Genomic DNA, 21,345 nt, shown 5'->3' with positions numbered 1-21,345 from the left:
ACAAACTCTATTTATTCAGGAGGATCTGATGTCTAAAGAAAAAACTAAAAGACAGGGCAAGCTTGTTTATTACATTCTTGCAATCACAATTCTTATTGTAGCCGGCTTATCAGTTTTTCAGATTGAATTTGTAAAAATGCGTACCCGTAAATCTGTTGCAGATTCTTACGAGGAAGACTGCAGAAAGATTACAGATGCCTATGCTGATGTTGTTTCTATCAGGCTTAGTGAATACATCAAGCAGATGAGGATGTACACAGAAGCTGATATTAATAAGACAGAAGATCCTGTTGAAATTCAGAAATGGCTTGTTTCTCATACATCTTCAAGAACTCCAGATTTTGATCGAATCGGTTTTATTGATGCAAAAGGTGATTTTTATAACGACCAGAATAAAATCACAAATGTAAAAGACCGTATTTACTTTAAGGCAATTATGGAACAGGGAAACGACACAAATATCGATGACCCTGTAACGTCAAAATCAACCGGCGATACGATTATTCACGTTTCAAAGGCGGTAAAGGTAAATGGCAAAACAATCGGCTTTTACAGCGCCGTTGTAGGCGTAAATAAATTAAAGGAATTTGTAAGCGGAATCCGGATCGGAAAAACCGGTTATGCCTTCCTTTTTAACAGTGAAGGAGAAATTATCGCCTCCTCTGCCCCGGATGATAATGAAGAAAATACAAAAATCATCCTTGAAGGAATGAAACCTGTTACTCAGGCTCTTTCAGAAAAACGAAGCGGCGAAGAATGGATCAGCTTCTCTAAACTTGGAAATAAATACATAACTTATCAGCCTGTAGAAAATGCAGACTGGGGATTTGTATTTATGATTGATGAAAGCCAGGTTTACGCAACTGCAAATGAAATTTCCATCACACTTGTCATTGCGGGAATCGTACTTGGTCTTGCCCTCGTTCTTGGAATTGGCTTTGGAATCTATTATTCATTAAAGCCTCTTCAGGAAGTACAGTCTTCTATTGATGAAATTGCATCTGGAAAAGCTGATTTGACAAAGCGAATCACAGGAAAAAGCGAACAGATAAACAATGAAATCGGTGGCGTTGTAAAAGGCTTCAACCGCTTTACAGAAAAGCTTCATACAATTGTCTCTGATGTCAAAGATTCAAAAGAAATGCTTTCAGCAGCCGGCCTTGATCTTGATGCCAGCATGCAGGATACAAGCGCTTCCATTACAGAAATCATTGCAAATATTTCCAGCGTTCATAATCAGATCAGCAATCAGGGTGACAGCGTTTCTCAAACTGCCGGGGCAGTAAATGAAATTGCATCGAATATCGAATCTCTTGAGAGAATGATTGCAAAACAATCTCAGGGAGTAAGCAATGCTTCAAGCGCAGTCGAGCAGATGATTGGAAACATTGCCTCTGTAAACAATTCTGTTGATAAAATGGCAGAATCTTTTGATATTCTTTCTGAAAATGCAAAGAGCGGAGCCCAGAAGCAGATTCATGTAAACGAAAGAATTCATCAGATTGAAGAACAGTCTCAGATGCTTCAGGAAGCAAATGCCGCAATTGCAGCCATTGCTGAACAGACTAACCTTCTTGCCATGAATGCGGCAATTGAAGCAGCACACGCAGGAGAAGCCGGAAAAGGATTTGCCGTTGTTGCCGATGAAATCCGAAAGCTTTCTGAGACCTCAACCGACCAGTCAAAGACAATCGGTGAACAGCTTTCAAGCATTAAGGATTCCATTAATTCTGTAGTTACAGCTTCTCAGGAATCAAGTGAAGCCTTCAATTCTGTTACTGAAAAAATTCAGGAAACCGACCAGATTGTCCGCCAGATTAAATCTGCAATGGAAGAACAGCAGGAAGGTTCTAAACAGATTACAGATTCCCTTCATGCTATGAACGACAGTACAATTGAAGTCCGAACAGCCTCAGAAGAAATGTCAATCGGAAACAAGCAGATTCTTGATGAAGTTAAAAACCTTCAGAATGCAACAACTGTAATGAAGGCCAGTATGGAAGAAATGGCAATCGGCGCAAAGAAAATCAATGAAACCGGTGCAGCCCTTTCCTCTATTGCAGAAAAAATGCGCTCTTCAATTACTCAGATCGGCACCCAGATAGACCAGTTTAAGGTGTAAAAAAAAAGGGCAAAAAATTCAAAATTTTTGCCCTTTCCCTATTGACCAAAATTCGTCAAAAATATAATATATTAAACATCAAGCGACAGTAAGTCACTGATAACTTTTGCGGATGTCATATAACGGCTTATTATCTCAGCCTTCCAAGCTGATGACGAGGGTTCGACTCCCTTCATCCGCTCTTAAAACAGAGCTTCCTGAATAAGGAAGCTTTTTTATTTTAACATATTGCATTTTGTCTTCATCCGCTCTGGCTAACAAATATTTTTATCATATCTTCTATAAATTCAAATATAAAAAAGGAAGTTTCTTATTCACAAAATCCACAAAAGGGTTTATTATATTTCAATAGTATTGTGGGAAAAATTGCGATTTTTTTTAAACAATACTCAAATCGAATTAATATTGGTTTAATCATATTTTTGTTTAAGGAGACATGCATATGTCAAACAAGATTACTATTATTGGCGCAGGACAGGTTGGTTCTACAATTGCTTACGCATTGACTTTAAGACAGCTTGCTTCTGAGATTGTACTCATTGATATCGCTAAAGACCGCGCTATGGGTGAAGCAATGGATATCCGTCAGGGTACACCATTTATCGGACCTGTTTATATTCACGATGGTGATTATAATGATGCAAAAGGTTCAGACATCGTAGTTCTTACTTCTGGTGTAGCAAGAAAGCCTGGTCAGTCGCGCCTTGATCTTGCCCAGACAAATGTTGACATCACTAAATCAATTATTCCTGAAATCACAAAGGCTGCTCCTAACGCTCTTTACGTTATCGTAGCAAACCCTGTTGATATTCTTACATATCAGTTTGTAAAAACTTCAGGCATTCCTGCTGACCACATCATTGGTACTGGTACTATGCTTGATACAGCCCGCTTCCGTGCCCGCATCGCAGAAACTTACAAAGTAGCTCAGGAAAACGTTCACGGATACGTATTCGGTGAACACGGAGATTCATCTTTTGTTCCTTGGTCACTTGCAAACATCGGTTCTGTACCTGTAGAAACTTTTGCAAAATCAGCTCAGGGACTTTCCCTTTCTGATTTCAATAAAGACGATGTTGAAGATTACATCCGTAAATCAGGCGGAATCATCATCGCTGCTAAAAAATGCACAAACTACGCAATTGGTATTACAACTGCAACTTTGTGTGAAGCATTGGATTATGAAACAGATTCTATGCTTACTGTTTCTACAATGCTTAATGGTGAATATGGAATCAGTGATGTATGTCTTTCTATTCCATGTATCGTTGGAAGAAAAGGCGTTGCTTCACACATCGTAGCACCAATTACAGATGCAGAAATTGCATCACTCAAACACAGTGCTGACTGTCTTAAAGACGTTATCAAGCAGCTGAAATTCTAACTTGTAAAAACTGAAAATGCACTCAAGGGTGCATTTTCTTTTAAAGGATTAAAAATATATGGAATACAAAATTGAACACGATTCAATGGGAGAAGTCAAAGTTCCTGCAGACAAGTACTGGGGAGCTCAGACTGAGCGTAGCCATGAAAACTTTGAAATCGGCGTAGGAATTGAAACAATGCCTCGCGAGATTACAAAGGCATTCGGCTATCTTAAGAAGGCTGCTGCAATTGCTAACAACGCCCTCAAACCAGAGAAAATGACTGATGAAAAACTCAAGGCAATTTCTCAGGCTTGTGACGAAGTAATTTCAGGCAGCCTCAATGATCACTTCCCTCTTGTTGTATGGCAGACAGGTTCCGGTACACAGTCTAACATGAATGCCAATGAAGTAATTGCAAACCGTGCCAACGAGATTGCCGGCAAAAAATTGTGTCATCCTAATGATGATATCAATATGAGCCAGTCATCTAACGACACATTCCCTACAGCACTGCACATCTCTGCTGTAAGCGTAATCGAAGACAAGCTCTTCCCTGCAATTGATACTCTGGTGGCTACCTTCAAAAAGCTTGAAAAAGAAAACGAAGGCATCGTTAAATCTGGACGTACTCACCTTCAGGATGCAGTTCCTATTTCCTTTGACCAGGAAATCAGCGGATGGAGAACTTCACTTGAACGTGACAAGGAAATGCTGGCTTCTTCACTTCCATATCTTAAGCAGCTGGCTTTAGGCGGAACTGCAGTTGGTACAGGATTGAATGCTCCAAAAGGCTTCGATTCAAAAGTTGCAGAAGCTGTATCAAAATTGACTGGCAAGGATTTTATTACAGCTCCTAACAAGTTCCACGCCCTTACATCAAAAGATGAACTCGTATTCGCTCACGGTGCCATCAAGGCTCTTGCAGCAGATATGATGAAAATCGCTAACGATGTCCGCTGGCTTGCATCTGGTCCTCGTGACGGTCTTGGAGAAATCCACATTCCAGAAAATGAACCGGGTTCTTCTATCATGCCTGGTAAAGTAAATCCAACTCAGTGTGAAGCTGTAACAATGGTTGCAGTTCAGGTAATGGGTAACGACGCAGCTGTAGGCTTTGCTGCATCACAGGGTAACTTTGAATTGAACGTATTCATGCCTGTGATTGCTTACAACTTCATTCAGTCTGCACGCCTTCTGGCAGAGGCTATGCTCTCATTTAACAAGAACTGTGCTGTTGGTATCAAAGCAAACAAAGAAAAGATGCACCACAACCTCTACAACTCTTTGATGCTTGTTACTGCATTGAACCCATACATTGGTTATGAGAACGCTGCAAAGACAGCTCACAAGGCTTTTGATGAAAACATTTCCCTTAAAGATGCCTGCGTAGGTTTAGGCTTCCTCACAGCTGAAAAGTTTGATGAAGTATTTAAGCCTGAGAGCATGGCTTATCCACAGGGTGAGAGAAAAAACTAGTTTTTTCTTGATTGATAGCAAACCGTTAAGAAAATTGCGGGAGCAATTTTTAGGTTTACCTATCTAAATTATCACGGCCGTATTTTTATACGGCCTAATTAGAGCAAATTAAATAGTTTTATACATTTATAGGAGCAAGTATGAATTATTCATATTTTCCTGGATGTACGCTGAAAAACAAGGCTATTGACCTTGATAAATATGCACGTGCATCTGCGGAAGCATTGGGTTTCACACTTGAAGAAATTCCTGAATGGCAGTGCTGCGGCGGTGAATATCCGCTTGCAAAAGACGAAATAGCTACAAAGCTTCCTTCGGTTCGCGCTCTGGCAAATGCCCGCGATGCTAAACAGGATTTAGTTACACTTTGTTCTGCATGCTACAACGTTATCAAACAGGTTAACGATGACATGCAGAATGATGAAAACGTTATTCTCAAGGTGAACAATTATCTGGCTCACGACGAAATCGAGTATCATGGAGAAACAAAAGTTCTTCATTATCTTGAAGTTCTTCGCGACGTCATCGGCTGGGACAAGGTAAAGGCAGCAGTTAAAAAGCCATTTACTGGCAAAAAAATTGGTGCTTATTACGGATGTCTTCTTTTACGTCCCGGCAAAGTTCTTCAGCTTGATGATCCGGAGAATCCACAGCTTCTTGAAGATTTTATCAAGGCTATCGGTGGAACTCCTGTCATTTACTCACAGAGAAACGAATGTTGCGGCGCTTACACAATGTTCGAAGACGCTTCTATTCCAAAGTCACGCACAGAAAAAATTCTTGCTAACGCAGAGGATATGGGAGCAGACTTCCTTGTAACAAGCTGCCCGCTTTGTAAATACAATCTTACAAAAAACAAAGGCAATAGCAAACTCGATGTAATTTACTTTACAGAACTGCTTGCTGAAGCTCTTGGATTAAAGGAGGCTGAATAATGTTACCTTCAGAAATCGAAGCAGCTAAAAAAAGCATTCTTTCAATCAGCGGTGTAAACCCAAAGAAATGTATGGTTTGCGGTAAGTGTTCAGGCACCTGCCCTAACTATGATTCTATGGAATATCATCCACATCAGTTTGTTCAGATGGTAGAAAACGGCGAAATTGAACCACTTTTGAAGTCGAAGTCAATGTACGCTTGTCTTTCTTGCTTTGCCTGTCTTGAACGCTGTCCACGTCAGGTTGAACCTGCAAAACTTATTGAAGCTGTACGTCTTTTTGTTGAGCGTCAGCGCGGTCCTCATCACCTTGAAGCTGAGGATGTACCTAATTATCTGGATGACGATATGCCTCAGCAGGCTGTAATGAGCGCATTCAGAAAATATAAGAAATAGGAGTGGCATAGAAAATGGAAAAAATTGGTGTTTTCGTATGTCACTGCGGTACTAATATTGCCGGTACAGTTGACGTAGCAAAAGTTGCAGAAGAGCTTGGAAAAGTAAACGGTGTTGTTTACTCTACAAACTACACATACATGTGTTCTTCTGCCGGACAGAAAATGATTGAAGACAAGATTCACGAACTTGGCCTTACAGGTGTAGTTTTGTGTTCTTGTTCTCCACGTATGCATGAAAAAACCTTCCGTTCATGTGCTGAACGTGCAGGTTTGAACCCTTATAAAGTTGAAGTTGCCAACATCCGTGAACAGTGTTCATGGGTTATGAAAGATATGGGCGACGCAACAGAAAAAGCAATCGCACTTGGTAAAGCTGCAATTGCAAAAACAATTCTGGATACACCTCTTATCGAAGGTGAAACTCCGATGACAAAGCGCGCTTTGGTAATCGGTGGCGGTATTGCAGGTATTACTGCTGCATTGGACATTGCTGATGCAGGCTTCCCTGTTGATATCGTAGAAAAAGATTACACAGTCGGCGGTAAAATGGCTAAGCTTGATAAAACTTTCCCAACCCTTGACTGTGCTTCTTGTATCGTAACACCTAAGATGACAGAAGTAAGCCAGAACCCTAACATCCGCATTCTTTCTTACTCAGAAGTTTGTGGTGTACGCGGTTATATCGGAAACTTTGAAGTAGACATTAAACGTCACCCTCGCTTTGTTGATGAAGACAAATGTACAGGTTGTGGTGCATGTATCGAAAAATGTCCTAACAAAAAGGTTCCAAACAGCTTTAACCTTAATCTTAATACAAGAAAAGCAATCGATATTCCTTTTGCTCAGGCAGTTCCAAAGGTTGCAGCTATCAGCGCCGATTACTGTCTGCACATGAAGGGTCTTAAAAACGGAAAAGACAATGTTTGTGGTTTCTGTGAAAAGGCTTGTGCAGCCGGAGCTATTAACTTCAACCAGAAGGAAACAACTCTTACAGAAAAATACGGTGCAATCATCGTAGCAACTGGTTATAATCCTATTTCTCTCGAAAAATTCGATGAATATGCTTACAGCCAGAGTCCTGATGTTGTTTCTTCACTTGAATTTGAACGCCTTTGTAACGCATCTGGTCCTACAAACGGTCACCTTCTCCGCCCATCAGACGGAAAAGAACCAAAGAACATTGTATTCGTACAGTGTGTAGGTTCACGCTGCTCTGCAGATTCAACAAAAGGTCACGAATACTGCTCTAAAATCTGCTGTATGTACACAGCAAAACACGCAATTCTTACCCGCGATCATTACCCTGATACAAACATCACTGTATTCTATATTGATGTTCGTACTCCTGGTAAAAACTTTGATGAATTCTACCGCCGTGCCGTTGAACAGTACGGAGTTCACTACATCAAGGGTCAGGTAGGAAAAGTTACTCCGCTTTCTGACGGTACATTAGATGTTCAGGGCTCAGATTTGATTTTGAACAAACAGGTTCACATCAAGGCTGATATGGTAGTTCTTGCAGCTTCTATTGAAGCAGACAAGTCTGCCCGCCCACTGGCAACTATGCTTACAACATCTATGGATAACAACGACTTCTTCCTTGAAGCACATGCAAAACTCCGTCCTGTAGAATCTCCTACAGCCGGTATCTTCCTTGCAGGATGCTGTCAGGGTCCAAAAGATATTCCTGAAACTGTAGCTCAGTCTTCGGGAGCTGCTGCTAAGGCAATCTGTCTTCTGGTTAAAGATAAGCTTAAGAACAATCCATGTACTGCAAATCCAAATGAAAACATGTGTAACGGATGCGGTCAGTGTGCTAACGTTTGTCCTTACGGTGCAATCTCTTATGTTGATAAGGATTTCCGTGGTCCAAACAGAACTACAATCACTCGTCATGTATCACAGGTAAATACTGCTATGTGTCATGGTTGTGGTGCTTGTACAGTTGCCTGCCCTTCTGGTGCTATGGATCTTCTTGGATTCAGCAACAAACAAATCTTGGCGGAGGTTGATTCAGTTCTCTAATAACTGAAGAAATGATTTATGAGTGAAAACACTAATAAAGAATGGACGCCAAAGATTGTAGCTTTCTGCTGTAACTGGTGTTCCTATGCGGGTGCTGACCTTGCCGGTAATAACCGTCTTGAGTACCCTTCTAACGTAAAAATTATCCGCATTCCGTGCTCTTGCCGCTTGAACCCTATGTTCATTCTTCGTGCATTCCAGCGCGGTGCTGACGGAGTTATCCTTTGTGGATGTCACCCTGGTGACTGCCACTACTCTACAGGAAACTATTTTGCACGCCGTCGTATGACTCTTCTTTTCTCTATGCTGGACTATCTTGGTATTGAAAAGAAACGTACACGCGTTGAATGGTGTTCTGCTGCCGAAGGTGTACGCTTTGCCGGAATCATGAACGATTTCGTAGCACAGATTAAAGCCCTTGGTGAAAATAAACGTCTGGAGGATTTACGATGCAAGACAAATTAATCGCTCGCGCAAAAGAATTACTTGCAGAAGGAAAAGTCCAGAAAGTTGTTGGCTGGCAGAAAGGTCTTTTTGAAGACGATATTACTCCTGCCGTATTCACTTCTGCAGAAGAACTTGATAAAGGATTTGTTTTCAACAAAGACTGTAAGGCAAATCTTTCTAAATATCTTGTAAGAATTACTCGTGAAATTGAAGTAAAGAAGAGCACTACAAGAATGAACAACACAATGGCTAAACAGCGTGATCCAAATGCCGCTGAAGCCCCAATTCCTCAGGAAGTTGTTCTTGTATTCTTAAAGCCTTCTGATTCACTTTCTTTCACTCAGCTTTTGAAAGAAAACCGCATTACCCGCTCTGATGTTTATGCAATCGGAGTTCCTTGCCAGGATACTCTTGACGGCGGAGCTGTATGCGATTCATGCAAAGGCAAAAAACACGTTTCTTGTGACGAACTTCTTGGTGTAAAAGAAGATGAAGAAGTTACTCCAAACACAGAACGCATGGAAATGGTTGCAAAGCTTGAAGCTATGACTCCAGACCAGCGCTTTGAATTCTGGCGCGGCGAAATGTCACGCTGTATCCGCTGTAATGCATGCCGTAACGTATGTCCGGCTTGTACCTGCGAAAAATGTGTATTTGATAACAACGCTCTTTACACAACTCAGAAAGTTGCAGAAACAAACTTTGAGGAAAATCTTTTCCACATTATCCGTGCATGGCATGTTGCCGGCCGCTGTACAGACTGCGGAGAATGTTCACGAGTTTGTCCTCAGAACATTCCTCTCTATCTGCTTAACCGCAAATTCATCAAAGATATCAACGAAATCTACGGTGAATATCAGGCTGGTGCAGATATGGAATCTAAACCTGCAATGCTTACTTTTGATGCAGAAAAGGATCCTGAAACCACAATTGTTTATTCAAGATCTAAAGACGGAGGTGAAGAATAATGCTTTCTATTTCATCTGATAAAATTGATTCATTATTTGAGCTTATCGGCTCAAAACAGCCTCTGTACCTGCCTGTAGACAACAAGTCAGGAAAGGCAGACTTTGCAAAATGGGAAAAGGGCGTAAAGCTTTCTTCTGCACTTAAAACAGTCCGCTCAGCAAAGGACTTCTTCTTCCCTAAGACCGAACACATGGTAAGCTACCAGATGAACGGTAAAGAAATCACAATGGAAGATCCTCGCAAAGACGTAGAAGATTTTGTAATCTTTGGTGTACGCCCATGCGATGCTGTAGGATTCAGCGTAATCGATAACGTTTACCTTAACATGCAGCCGGTTGATTCTTACTACAAGAACCGCCGCGACCATGGAACTGTAATCACTCTGGCTTGTAATGAGCCTGCAAAGACCTGCTTCTGTTCTACATATGGAATTGATGCATCTTTGGCAAATGACAAAAACGGTTCTAAAGGTGATGTAAGCTGCTGGCTGGCAGACGGAAAATACTTCTTTGAAGCTAACACAGAAAAAGGAAAGGCTTTTGTAGAAAAGGCTAAAGCTGCCCTTGCAGAAGCTGATTCAAAGGCTGTTGACGCTGCAAAGAAAGACATCGCAGCAAAAGTTGAAAAACTTCCATTTGCACACCTTGACCTTTCAAAATTCCAGGGCAAGGATATGCTTAAGATTTTCAACTCTAAGATTTGGGATAAAGTTGCAGAAGCTTGTGTAGGTTGTGGTACTTGTACTTACATCTGCCCTACCTGTATGTGCTTTGACGTACGTGACTTTGATACAGGAAAGGGAATCCGTCAGGTTCGCTGCTGGGATTCCTGCATGTACAACGACTTCACACAGATGGCTGCAGAAAACCCACGTCACACACAGAAGGAAAGAAGCCGCCAGCGCTTTATGCACAAACTTATGTACTACCCTATGGCACATGAAGGTCTCTTCTCTTGCGTAGGTTGTGGCCGCTGTCTGGAAAGCTGTCCTGTAAACATGAACATCGTAAAAGTTATTAAACTTGTACAGGAAACAGATGATATTGGAGGAGATAAATAATGGAAGCTAAAGAATCATTTATCCCTTACATTGGTAAAATTATTGACATTAAACAGGAAACTCCTGATGTTAAAACTTTCAGTGTCGTTGGACTTGACGGAAAAAAACTCTTCAACCATATTCCTGGACAGTGTGCTATGCTCATCGTTCCGGGCGTTGGTGAGTCAATGATTTCCATCACTTCTTCACCTACTCTTGAAAGCCACATGGAATTCTCAATCAAAAAATGTGGTTGTGTAACTGAATGGCTGCATAACGCAGAAGTTGGTCAGCAGATTTGTCTCCGCGGCCCTGTTGGAAACGGATTCCCTGTAGAAGGAGCTCTTAAAGGTAAAGACATTCTTGTAATTGCCGGAGGTATTGGTATTGCTCCTGTACACTCTGTAGTAAATTACATGATGGATCACCGTGAAAACTACGGTAAAATCCAGGTAATTTACGGTGCACGTTCAAAGGCAGACCTTGTCCGCCTGGACGAAATGCAGAATGTATGGATGAAACAGCCTAACTGTTCTATCGATATCACAATCGACCGTGCAGAAGAAGGCTGGAACGGCCATGTAGGCTTTGTTCCTCCATTCATCACAGAGCTCAAGCCGGATGCCGGTATGACTGTAATCATGTGTGGACCTCCAATCCTTATCCACATGTCTCTGAAAATCCTTAAAGACCTTGGTTTCAAGGACGAACAGATTTTCACAACAATGGAAATGCGCATGAAGTGCGGTATCGGTAAATGTGGAAGATGTAATATCGGTGATAAATTTGTCTGCAAAGACGGTCCGGTATTCAGCTTTGACCAGCTTGGTGAGTTACCACCAGAGTATTAATAGTACGCACCCCTTTAGGGGTGCTAACATTAGGAGCAAATATGTCAGATAATAAAGAAATGGCAACAATATATCTGTTCGGCAAAAAATATGAAGTACCTGCTGAACTTACAGTAATGAATGCTATGGAATACGCTGGATATCAGCTTAAACGTGGCTGCGGATGCCGTAACGGTTTCTGTGGTGCATGTGCTACTATCTACCGTATTAAGGGACAGAACCAGCTCAAGACTTGTCTTGCTTGTTCACAGAAAGTAGAAAACGATATGTATATCGCAACTCTTCCTTTCTTCCCACTCGTAAAACAGATTTACGACATCAACAAGATAAAACCAGAGCAGGCTGTTATGATGCAGCTCTACCCTGAGATTTACTCTTGTGTAGGATGTAACGCTTGTACACGTGCATGTCCACAGAGCCTGAACACTATGCAGTACATCGCTTACGCTCAGCGTGGTGATTTTGCAGCATGTGCAGACGCTTCTTTCGACTGTATTATGTGCGGATGCTGTTCTTCACGCTGTCCTGCAGGTATCAGCCACCCACAGGTTGCTGAACTTGCACGCCGTATCAACGGTAAATACTTGCAGCCACAGACACAGCACCTTCTTGACCGTGTTGCAGAAATCGACGCTGGTAAGTGCGAAGAAGCAATCAAGAAGTTTGTAGAAATGTCTACAGGCGACAAAGAACAGATTAAAAACCTGTACAATAACCGCGAGATTGAAAAATAAGGCAGTATAGGAGGAAAATAATGTACGGAAATCAATTGGATGAAGCTGCAAAAATCGTTGCAGCAAAACGCGAAGAAAATTTGAAGTTTGAACACGCACGCCTTACTGCTGATGAAAAAGATGATCTTCTTAAGAAGTTCCATCCGGACCGCATTCCTGAGCAGTTTGCAGAAATCAAAATTGGTCCTAACAAGGGACAGAAAGCTCCGCTTGAGCTTCTGGAAATGCTTCAGGCTAAGCCTCGCATTGAACCAGAAAAAATCGACCTTTCACACATCGACTACGAATCAGATGTACTCGTAATTGGTGGTGGTGGAGCTGGTACTTCAGCTGCTATTATGGCTTCTGAAGCCGGAGCAAAAGTTTTGCTCGTAACAAAACTCCGCGTTGGTGATGCTAACACAATGATGGCTGAAGGTGGTATTCAGGCTGCAGACAAGCCAAATGACTCCCCTGCTCAGCACTATCTTGACGCTTTTGGTGGCGGTCACTTTGACGGAAAACCTGAACTTGTTTATACACTTGTAAACAAGGCTCCATCTGTAATCAAATGGTTAAACGACCTTGGTGTTGAATTCGACAAGATGCCGGACGGTACAATGGTAACAACTCACGGTGGTGGAACAAGCCGCAAGCGTATGCATGCATGTAAGGACTACTCTGGTGCAGAAATCATGCGTACTCTCCGCGACGAAACTTTCAACCGCGCAGATTCAATCACTGTTGTAGACTTCACATCTGCAATTGAAATCATCAAGGACGATAAGGGAAATGCCTGCGGTGCTGTTTTGATGAACATGGAAACAAACGAAATCCGCATTGCTAAGGCAAAGGTTGTAATCATCGCTACTGGTGGTGCCGGACGTATGCACTATCAGGGATTCCCAACATCTAACCACTATGGTGCTACAGCCGACGGTCTTGTAATGGCATACCGTGCCGGTGCAAAACTCCTTTACCAGGATTCTTTGCAGTATCACCCTACAGGAGCTGCTTACCCAAGCCAGATTCTTGGTAAACTGGTAACAGAAAAGGTTCGCTCTCTTGGTGCAAAACTTATCAACAAAGACGGTACAGTTTACATTCACCCTCTTGAAACCCGCGACGTAAACGCTTCTGGTATTATCCGTGAAGTAAAGGAAGGCCGCGGTGTAGAAAACGGTGTTCAGACAGCTGTATGGCTTGATACTCCAATGATCGAAATGATTCACGGTGAAGGAACAATCCTTAAATCAATTCCTGCTATGTACAACATGTTCATCAAATACGGAATTGATATCCGCAAGGAACCAATCCTTGTTTACCCAACCCTACACTATCAGAATGGTGGTGTTGAAATCGACAAGACTTGCCACACTAACGTTGGAAACCTCCTGGTAGCTGGTGAAGCTTCTGGTGGTGTTCACGGTACAAACCGTCTTATGGGTAACTCACTCCTCGACGTAGTTGTATTCGGACGCGAAGCCGGAATCGAAGCCGGAAAGATGTTCAAGGACATCAAGCTGGCTGATACATCAAAACTTTCTTTGAAGCACGTAAAAGACTTCGAAGCAGAGCGCGAAAAGGCAGGAATTAAGGGTGACGCAGTATCACCAAAACTCCTCCCAACTTACCACCACGGAAATCCTGAATTCGAAGGAAAGGAAATCCCAGGTGCCACAAAATAAGCTGATTTAATCAGTTTACAAAAGCCGCTGACCTCTATGGCCGGCGGTTTTTTTATTTATAACATGCAATATTTTCATAAAACAACACTTATTGCAGAAAAATGCTCATATTAATATAATTTGATTATTATTTATTATTAGTGGATAAGAGGTTAAAAAAATGACTGCTTACTTAGCCGGGGTATGTTCTTCAGCCCTGTCATTTATTTTCATTGTTTTTGCCATCGGTGCCTTGGGATACCTTGTTGGTGGCATTAAAGTTAAAGGAATTGAACTTGGAACTGCAGGTGTTCTTCTTGTAGCTCTTCTTTACGGTGTTTTAACACACTTTATTCCATCTTTCAAAATAGATGAAAAAACAATTTTCCTTTTCAGCGACAAAATTAAGGGCAACTTTGGTGTTGTTTCAAGCATTGGAACTGCTCTTTTTGTAACAGCAGTCGGTCTTATTGCTGGTCCTAGATTCTTCCGTTCTTTTAATAAAAGCACACTTGCATACATTCTTCTTGGTGTAATTATTATTGCAATCGGTTCTTTGACAGCAATTTTCTTTACCCTTATTGATAAAGACTGTACATCTTCTATGGCTGTAGGACTTCTTACAGGTGGTCTTACTTCTACTCCAGGTTTTAGCGCCGGAAAAGAAGTTGAGCAGGCAATTGAAACAGATGTAACAGCAGGATACGGTATTGCTTATCTTTACGGTGTTCTTGGCGTAGTTCTTTTTGTTCAGATTGTTCCAAAAATCCTTAAAATCGACATGAAAAATGAAGTAGAAAATTTCCATGCCGCAAATACAATTAAGATTCCTGAATTAAAAGGAAACCTTACAGAACTTGATCCACTCGGATTTTTTGCATTCTTTGTAGCAGTTGCTTTGGGATGCCTTATTGGTGCAATCAAGATTCCTGGAATCAACTTCTCTCTTGGTAATTCAGGCGGATGTCTTATTGGTGGTCTTATTGTTGGTCACTTTGCACACATAGGAAACATTGACTGCCGCATTAAAAAAGAATCTCTTGTATTTATGAGAGAACTTGGACTTGTTCTGTTCCTTATTGGTGCAGGTGTTCCTGGTGGAGTAAACTTTATTGACAAGTTCCGCTGGTCATACTTTATTTATGGTGCTGTAATGACAACGGTTCCGATGATTGTTGGTTATATCTTTGCACGTTACGTATTCAAACTTTCTATTTTGAACAATCTTGGTTCAATTACTGGTGGTATGACTTCAACACCTGCTCTTGGAACTTTAATTGCAACAGCAGGCACTGATGAAGTAGCATCTGCTTACGTAGCAACATACCCATTTGCACTTGTATCAATTGTACTTGCTGCAAAACTTATAATTATTTTGTTCTAAAACAAAGATTCAGGGATAAAAAAAGCAACCGATTTTTACACCGGTTGCTTTTTTTTTATTTATTAAAGCCTTCTTCAATTGCAAGTTTAGCCGCTGCCTGTTCTGCAGCCTTTTTTGTTTTTCCGTGGCAAGGGCCGTATACCTTATTTCCAAGATGAACACAGACTGTAAAAATCTGGTCGTGGTCCGGGCCGCTTTTTGAAACAAGTTCGTAAACAGGACATTCCTTGCTTGTCTTCTGGTAAAGTTCCTGTAGCTGGGTCTTAAAATCCTTCATGCCGCCCGCCAGTACCTTTTCAATCTCCGGCACGATAAAAGAAAGAACATATTTTTCAGACGCCTTATAGCCTGAATCCAGGTAGTAGGCGCCGATAATGGCTTCCATACAGTCTGCAAGAATTGCAGGCTTTGTTCGTCCGCCAGTCATTTCTTCCCCCTTACCCATTTCAAGCAAGCTGTCAATGCCAAGCCTAAGCGCTATGGGAGCCAGAGATTTTTCAGAAACAACGGCAGACTTAATCTTTGCAAGATCGCCTTCAGGGTTATCCAGTGAGCTGTAAAGATATGCAGCAGTTACCATTCCAAGAACGGAGTCGCCTAAAAACTCCAGACGCTCATTATTCTTTACTTTTTTTTCGTTTGTAAGGGAACGGTGATGAAAAGCCTGTTCCAGAAGTTCAATATTTTTGAATTTTATATCTACAGTTTTACAAAATTGTAAAAGCTGTGCTTTTCTTTTATCAGTAAGAAGTTGATCCTTTTTCATGATTTTATTATAGAATTATTCGGGCAAAAAAAAAAGCAGTTACAATCAAGTAACTGCTTTTCACAATCTGTTTTAGATGTAAAACTTATTTACCCTGTTCAGATTTGATAAAGTCATAAGCGTCACGAACTGTTTCAAATTCATTAGCTTTCTCATCAGGAATAGAAACTCCCAATTCTTCTTCGATAGCGTATACCAATTCATAAGTATCAAGGCTATCTGCTCCAAGATCATTTCTGAAAGAAGAATCAAGAGTGATTTTGCTTTCATCAATTTCCAACTTGTCAGCGATCAATTTCTGGATTTTCTCAAACAATTCGTCCATTTTTTTCTCCTAAGACTTAAGCTTTTGTTTCAGGTGTAATTACTTGACGACCACGGTAGAAACCGCATTTAGGGCAAACGTGATGTGACTGAACAAGGTTACCGCAGTTGTTGCATTCAACAAGCTGAGGAGCTGTCAATCTCATATTGATTGTCTGGCGTCTTTTTGTTACTGCCTTTGATGTTTTCGATCTAGGTACTGCCATATATATAACCTCACTTTAATCTGATAAAAATGTAAGTAATAATATAACAATTCCTATCAGCGTGTCAATTCATTATAGCTAAAAATAAAAGTTTGTCAAACAAAATTTAAAAAAATGTCATTTAAAAATATTAGATTTTGCCAAACTTCTGTTTTACAGCCTTCTCTACCAATGGCGGAACCATCCTGCTGATGTCGCCGTCAAACATGGCAAGTTCTTTGATTGAACTTGATTTGATTACAACATTCTTTTCTTTAGACTGAAGGAATACAGTTTCAATATCAGGATTGAGCTTTCTGTTCATAAGGGCCAGATCAAACTCATAGGCAAAATCGTTTGTTGAACGAACACCTCGGATAAGTACGTTTGCTCCGATTTTTTTTGCGTAATTTACGACAAGTCCTGTATAAACATGAACCGTAACATTATCAAGGTCAGAAGTCAGTTCTTCTACCATTTTACGTCGTTCATCTTCCGTAAACATATATTTTTTTTCCGGGTTTTCAGAAATTACAACATCAAGACTTCCAAAAAGTTTTGCAGCCCTCTGAATAATATCAAGATGTCCGTTAGTGATTGGATCAAAAGACCCTGCAAATACAGCTTTTACCATATTTTCAAATTATATTATTTGACGAAAACATACAATAGAATTAAAATTAAAGATATGAAAAGAACTATCATTATTGCATTTACTATTTTTACATCATTATTTGGTTTGATTTCCTGCGGTTCTGTTCCTCAGCAGACAGAGAAACCTGTTGAAAAAACAGAAACAAAAATCGAAAAGCAGCAGTCTGACGAAGAATATAAACGTTCTATCGGACAAATTTCAGAGGTATCGAAAGAAGAATTTATTCAAGATAAAACTGAAATCATAAATATCATTAAAGAACTTCAGAAGATTATGGATAAACAGGATTATCAGGCCTGGCTTCCATATATTTCTCGCGCTTCAATTCAGTACTACTCAAGCCCGGTAAATATCAGAAAGGCAAATAAACGCCTGCCGGATAAGACAATTGTTCTTAAAGGACTTGAAGATTATTTCAAATACATTTTCATTCCTTCACGCAAAGCAAGCAAGGTAGATGAAATCCGCTACATCAATAAATCTGAAGTAAAGGCTGTTCAGGTTCTTCCGAATAATTCAACTGTAGTTTACTACAATTTTATTCGTGAAGATGGCAAATGGAAGGTAAATATTCCTACTCTTTAAAAGAAAACTTGCCGATAATTGAAATATACTATATAATTCTAATGATTAGATGTTTGAATAAAACAGTTTTCCAGGAGGAAAAATAATGAAGCTTTCTAAGAAAGTTCTGGCAGCTATAGCATTGATTTCTGCTCTTAGTTTTGCATATGCACAGGATGAGACATCTGTTGAAAATGAATATTTGACTGATGTTGACGGAGATATTATTACAACCCTTGCAGAATCAGATGATTTTGAAAATAAATTAGTTGCTCTTCAATATCTGGAAAGCGCTATCGAGGGAGGTAACACTTCTCCTGCTGTAATTGCAGCTCTTGATCATCTTGCTGGTGAAGGTATCAATACTCAGTCAAGAACAAACGGACGTCTTACAAATAACTTCTCTTCTGTTCGCCGGGAAGCCTGCCTTTTACTTGCTAAAGTTCCTTCAGAACACTCAAAGAATACTTTGATTAATATCGCGCTTAATGACAATGAACCAATGGTAATGGCAGCTGCCGTTCAGTCACTTGGTAAAATTGGAATTAATAATAATGATGAAACAGTAGAAGCAATTGCTTTTGCTAACCGCAAGAATCAAACCTTGAATCCTACAAGTTCTCTTGCTATGGAGGTTTTGAATGCTTACGAGGCACTTGCAGAAACAACAGAAAACAAAAAATCTATGATTGATTCAGTAGCCCGTATTTCTACAGATTATCATTATGTAACTCCAGTTCGTCAGAAGGCATACAAGCTTCTTAAGAAACTTTCTCAGGAAAGTAAAAAAGATAAAGATAGCAGCAAGAAAGACGATTCAGAAAATAAATCTAACTAATTGAAGATTTAATAGGAAACAGAACGCTGTCATCGCATTGACAGCGTTTTTTTTATACTTATAATTAATTAAAAAGTAATAAAGGAAATAAAAAAGTATGGAACCAATTATTTTAGCTTCTTCATCTCCAAGAAGACAGGAAATTCTTAAGATGCTTAAGATTCCTTTCAGGGTAATAATTCCAAACATTGATGAAACAGTACTTTCTGCAATTGATACTGAACAGGTACCAGAACTTTTGGCAAGACAGAAAATTACTGAAGTAATTCACGCACTTCCTCCAAAACAGGAAATTCCATGGGTATTGGGAGCAGACACAATCGTAACTCAGAACGGTAAAATTTTTGGAAAACCTCAGAGCGTTGAACAGGCTATTGAGTTCCTTAAACTTTTTCAGGATAACACACATACTACAATAACAGCCCTGGCCCTTTATAACGGACGCACAAAAAACATCACTACAAGAATCTGCAAGACTAAAGTTACATTCAATGCGATGAGCGACGAAGAGATTCAATGGTATGTTGATACCGGTGAGTGGCACGGAGCTGCAGGCGGATATAGAATCCAGAGTCTTGCATCTATCTTTATCAAGAAAATCGAAGGTTCATACAGCAACGTAATAGGATTGCCTATTTTTGAACTTTACGATATATTAAAAGAACAAGGATATTCGCTTTTAGAGTAGACTGATAGGTTCGTTGAACCGATATTATACGCATTCGTCAAGGCACGCTTACGCTTAAAACCTTGACAAACGCACGAGTTGTGATAAACAGAAGTTTATCACAATCTTCCGTACTCAAACCGAAAGGTGTTGAGCATCGAGAAACAGAGTTTGGTGGGGATTTTGCCGTAACAAAATCGACAAAGAAATCATCCCCCGTGAAGGAGCGTTACTCATGGCAGTAGTAACAATGAAAAACCTGTTGGAATCTGGAGTTCACTTCGGACATCAGGTAAAACGCTGGGATCCACGTATGAAGAAGTACATCTTCGCAGAACGCAATGGAATCCACATCATCGATTTGCAGAAAACAATCGCTGCAATTAAAGACGGATACGACGAAGTTCGTAAAGTAACAGCTGCAGGAAAATCTATCCTGTTCGTCGGAACTAAAAAACAGGCTCAGCAGGCAGTTCAGAAAGAAGCAGAACGATGCGGCATGTTCTATGTAAACAACCGCTGGCTTGGTGGTATGCTTACAAACTTCTCTACAATCAAAAAATCACTTCAGCGCCTCAAGAAAATCGAAAAGATGGAAATTGACGGCACATTCGAAAACCTTACAAAGAAAGAAGTAGCTTCTCTCCAGAAGGAAAAGGCTAAACTCGAAAAGAACCTTGGTGGTATTAAAGAAATGAAAGAACTTCCAGGTGCTCTTTTTGTAATCGATACACACAAAGAACAGATTGCAGTTGCAGAAGCACGCAGAATGGGTATCCCAATCATCGCTGTTGTTGATACAAACTGTAACCCAGAAGGAATCGACTTCCCTATTCCTGGTAACGATGACGCTATCCGCGCTATCACATTGTTCACTTCAATCATTGCTAACGCAGTAATTGAATCAGACAACGAAGCTGGACTTAAGATTCTTGAAAACCTTAACGATGACGAAGAAATCGTTACAGATGCTGCAAAGAAGGATGAAGACGAAGAAATCGTAGATTATTCTAACTATCAGCCAACAGAGCAGAAAGAAGAAGATATTGAAGCTGACGAAAAAGACAGCCTCATCGACGAAGACAAAATTTATAAGGACTAAAAAATGGCAGTTACAGCAGCAGACGTAAAAGCTTTGCGCGACAGAACAGGTGCCGGAATGATGGAGTGTAAAAAAGCACTCACAGAATGTAACGGTGATGCTGACGCAGCAGAAAAATTATTGAAAGAAAAAGGACTTGCAGCAGTAGCAAAACGTGCAGAACGCGCTACTTCTGAAGGTCGTTTGTTTATGCGCCAGACAGCAGACAAAATCTACGTTGTTGAAATGACAAGTGAAACAGACTTCGTTGCTAACAACGCTGAATTTGTTGCTATGGGTGAAAAACTTCTTGACCTTACAGTTTCTAAAGGTTACACAGAAGTTACACAGGAACACAAAGATCTTCTTACAGAAGTTGCTACAAAGTTCCGCGAAAACATGTCAGTTTCTAAAGTAGAAGTTATTGACGTTCCTGCAAATGCAGCAGGTGCTTACTACGTACACTCAGACAACAAAACTGGTGCCGTTGTAGTAGTAAACGGTTCAAATGCCGATGACGTTAAAACATTTGCAAAAGACTGCTGTCTCCACATTGCAGCATTCACACCATCTTATCTTACAAAGAAAGACGTTCCAGAGTCTTACATCAACGAGCAGAAAGAAATCTTCCAGGCTCAGATGGATCAGGACGAAAAAATGGCTTCAAAACCACAGAACGTTAAAGACGGTATTCTTCAGGGTAAAGTTAACAAGCACCTTGCAGAAATCTGTTTTGAAGATCAGATGTTCGTAAAGGATGACAAAAAATCTGTATCTGCTAAACTCGCAGAAACAGGTAAAGCTGTAGGAGCTTCTTTGAGCTTTGCAACAGCTAAATTGTACGTTCTTGGAAAGTAAATAATATTGTGACTC

General features: G+C 40.5%; 22 protein-coding genes and 1 tRNA gene. 19 read left to right on the top strand and 4 right to left on the bottom strand.

Features of this window, described 5'->3' with window-relative positions:
• Positions 1 to 28 precede the first annotated feature (28 nt).
• The 14 genes from T530_RS0101770 (at position 29) to T530_RS0101705 (ending at position 15,392) form a co-directional block, all read left to right on the top strand.
• Positions 29 to 2,122: a methyl-accepting chemotaxis protein gene (locus T530_RS0101770; RefSeq protein WP_038073262.1), complete on the top strand. Its 2,094-nt coding sequence runs from the start codon at positions 29 to 31 to the stop codon at positions 2,120 to 2,122.
• 108 nt (positions 2,123 to 2,230) lie between these two features.
• Positions 2,231 to 2,303, top strand: a tRNA-Gly gene (locus tag T530_RS0101765).
• Between the two features lie 261 nt (positions 2,304 to 2,564).
• A complete protein-coding gene (locus T530_RS0101760) occupies positions 2,565 to 3,506 on the top strand; it encodes an L-lactate dehydrogenase (protein ID WP_027727530.1) in 942 nt (313 codons plus the stop codon).
• Between the two features lie 58 nt (positions 3,507 to 3,564).
• On the top strand, positions 3,565 to 4,965 hold the full coding sequence (gene fumC, locus T530_RS0101755) for a class II fumarate hydratase (protein WP_027727529.1): 1,401 nt from the start codon (positions 3,565 to 3,567) through the stop codon (positions 4,963 to 4,965).
• A 140-nt stretch (positions 4,966 to 5,105) separates the two neighbouring features.
• Positions 5,106 to 5,900: a CoB--CoM heterodisulfide reductase iron-sulfur subunit B family protein gene (locus T530_RS0101750; RefSeq protein WP_027727528.1), complete on the top strand. Its 795-nt coding sequence runs from the start codon at positions 5,106 to 5,108 to the stop codon at positions 5,898 to 5,900.
• On the top strand, positions 5,900 to 6,295 hold the full coding sequence (locus tag T530_RS0101745; protein ID WP_027727527.1) for a 4Fe-4S dicluster domain-containing protein: 396 nt from the start codon (positions 5,900 to 5,902) through the stop codon (positions 6,293 to 6,295). Before T530_RS0101750 ends, T530_RS0101745 begins: the two co-directional genes overlap by 1 nt.
• A 14-nt stretch (positions 6,296 to 6,309) precedes the next feature.
• Positions 6,310 to 8,322, top strand: a complete 2,013-nt coding sequence (locus T530_RS0101740) for a CoB--CoM heterodisulfide reductase iron-sulfur subunit A family protein (RefSeq protein ID WP_027727526.1) — start codon at positions 6,310 to 6,312, stop codon at positions 8,320 to 8,322.
• 18 nt (positions 8,323 to 8,340) lie between these two features.
• Positions 8,341 to 8,787: a hydrogenase iron-sulfur subunit gene (locus T530_RS0101735; protein ID WP_009106348.1), complete on the top strand. Its 447-nt coding sequence runs from the start codon at positions 8,341 to 8,343 to the stop codon at positions 8,785 to 8,787.
• Positions 8,772 to 9,737 carry a 4Fe-4S dicluster domain-containing protein gene (locus T530_RS0101730; protein WP_027727525.1) on the top strand — a complete coding sequence of 322 codons (966 nt, stop codon included), beginning with the start codon at positions 8,772 to 8,774 and terminating at the stop codon, positions 9,735 to 9,737. The genes T530_RS0101735 and T530_RS0101730 overlap by 16 nt, the downstream gene beginning before the upstream one ends.
• Positions 9,737 to 10,798 carry a 4Fe-4S dicluster domain-containing protein gene (locus T530_RS0101725; RefSeq protein ID WP_027727524.1) on the top strand — a complete coding sequence of 354 codons (1,062 nt, stop codon included), beginning with the start codon at positions 9,737 to 9,739 and terminating at the stop codon, positions 10,796 to 10,798. Before T530_RS0101730 ends, T530_RS0101725 begins: the two co-directional genes overlap by 1 nt.
• Complete coding sequence (locus T530_RS0101720; protein ID WP_027727523.1) at positions 10,798 to 11,628, top strand: FAD/NAD(P)-binding protein; 831 nt, start codon at positions 10,798 to 10,800, stop codon at positions 11,626 to 11,628. The genes T530_RS0101725 and T530_RS0101720 overlap by 1 nt, the downstream gene beginning before the upstream one ends.
• 41 nt (positions 11,629 to 11,669) lie before the next feature.
• Entirely contained in the window at positions 11,670 to 12,362 is a 693-nt protein-coding gene (locus T530_RS0101715; RefSeq protein WP_027727522.1) for a 4Fe-4S dicluster domain-containing protein, read from the top strand.
• Between the two features lie 20 nt (positions 12,363 to 12,382).
• The gene (locus tag T530_RS0101710) at positions 12,383 to 14,029 is read left to right on the top strand and encodes an FAD-dependent oxidoreductase (protein WP_027727521.1); all 1,647 of its coding nucleotides are present in this window, start codon (positions 12,383 to 12,385) and stop codon (positions 14,027 to 14,029) included.
• Between the two features lie 160 nt (positions 14,030 to 14,189).
• A complete protein-coding gene (locus T530_RS0101705; RefSeq protein WP_027727520.1) occupies positions 14,190 to 15,392 on the top strand; it encodes a YidE/YbjL duplication in 1,203 nt (400 codons plus the stop codon).
• A gap of 55 nt (positions 15,393 to 15,447) precedes the next feature.
• Here T530_RS0101705 and rnc read toward each other — a convergent pair whose 3' ends face one another.
• From rnc to coaD, 4 genes are all read right to left on the bottom strand, one after another.
• Complete coding sequence (rnc, locus tag T530_RS0101700; protein WP_027727519.1) at positions 15,448 to 16,158, bottom strand: ribonuclease III; 711 nt, start codon at positions 16,156 to 16,158, stop codon at positions 15,448 to 15,450.
• An 85-nt stretch (positions 16,159 to 16,243) separates the two neighbouring features.
• Entirely contained in the window at positions 16,244 to 16,483 is a 240-nt protein-coding gene (acpP, locus tag T530_RS0101695) for an acyl carrier protein (RefSeq protein ID WP_009106331.1), read from the bottom strand.
• Positions 16,484 to 16,499: 16 nt separating this feature from the next.
• Entirely contained in the window at positions 16,500 to 16,688 is a 189-nt protein-coding gene (gene rpmF / locus T530_RS0101690; RefSeq protein WP_009106328.1) for a 50S ribosomal protein L32, read from the bottom strand.
• 130 nt (positions 16,689 to 16,818) lie between these two features.
• Positions 16,819 to 17,301 carry a pantetheine-phosphate adenylyltransferase gene (gene coaD / locus T530_RS0101685; RefSeq protein ID WP_027727518.1) on the bottom strand — a complete coding sequence of 161 codons (483 nt, stop codon included), beginning with the start codon at positions 17,299 to 17,301 and terminating at the stop codon, positions 16,819 to 16,821.
• A 54-nt stretch (positions 17,302 to 17,355) separates the two neighbouring features.
• On the opposite strand from coaD, the gene T530_RS0101680 reads away from it, so the two are divergent.
• The 5 genes from T530_RS0101680 (at position 17,356) to tsf (ending at position 21,330) form a co-directional block, all read left to right on the top strand.
• Positions 17,356 to 17,907 (top strand): hypothetical protein, encoded by a 552-nt coding sequence (locus T530_RS0101680; RefSeq protein ID WP_051537739.1) that lies wholly within the window; start codon positions 17,356 to 17,358, stop codon positions 17,905 to 17,907.
• A gap of 85 nt (positions 17,908 to 17,992) precedes the next feature.
• Positions 17,993 to 18,724 carry a HEAT repeat domain-containing protein gene (locus T530_RS0101675; protein ID WP_027727516.1) on the top strand — a complete coding sequence of 244 codons (732 nt, stop codon included), beginning with the start codon at positions 17,993 to 17,995 and terminating at the stop codon, positions 18,722 to 18,724.
• A gap of 97 nt (positions 18,725 to 18,821) precedes the next feature.
• Positions 18,822 to 19,412: a nucleoside triphosphate pyrophosphatase gene (locus T530_RS0101670; protein WP_027727515.1), complete on the top strand. Its 591-nt coding sequence runs from the start codon at positions 18,822 to 18,824 to the stop codon at positions 19,410 to 19,412.
• Between the two features lie 214 nt (positions 19,413 to 19,626).
• Positions 19,627 to 20,493, top strand: coding sequence for a 30S ribosomal protein S2 (gene rpsB, locus T530_RS0101665; protein ID WP_027727514.1), 867 nt, complete (start codon positions 19,627 to 19,629; stop codon positions 20,491 to 20,493).
• A gap of 3 nt (positions 20,494 to 20,496) precedes the next feature.
• On the top strand, positions 20,497 to 21,330 hold the full coding sequence (gene tsf / locus T530_RS0101660) for a translation elongation factor Ts (protein WP_027727513.1): 834 nt from the start codon (positions 20,497 to 20,499) through the stop codon (positions 21,328 to 21,330).
• The last annotated feature ends 15 nt before the right edge of the window (positions 21,331 to 21,345 follow it).

Origin of the sequence: Treponema sp. C6A8 (genome assembly GCF_000619925.1) — a bacterium.
Lineage (GTDB): Bacteria > Spirochaetota > Spirochaetia > Treponematales > Treponemataceae > Treponema_D.
This window is presented reverse-complemented; position numbering and strand designations above follow the sequence as displayed.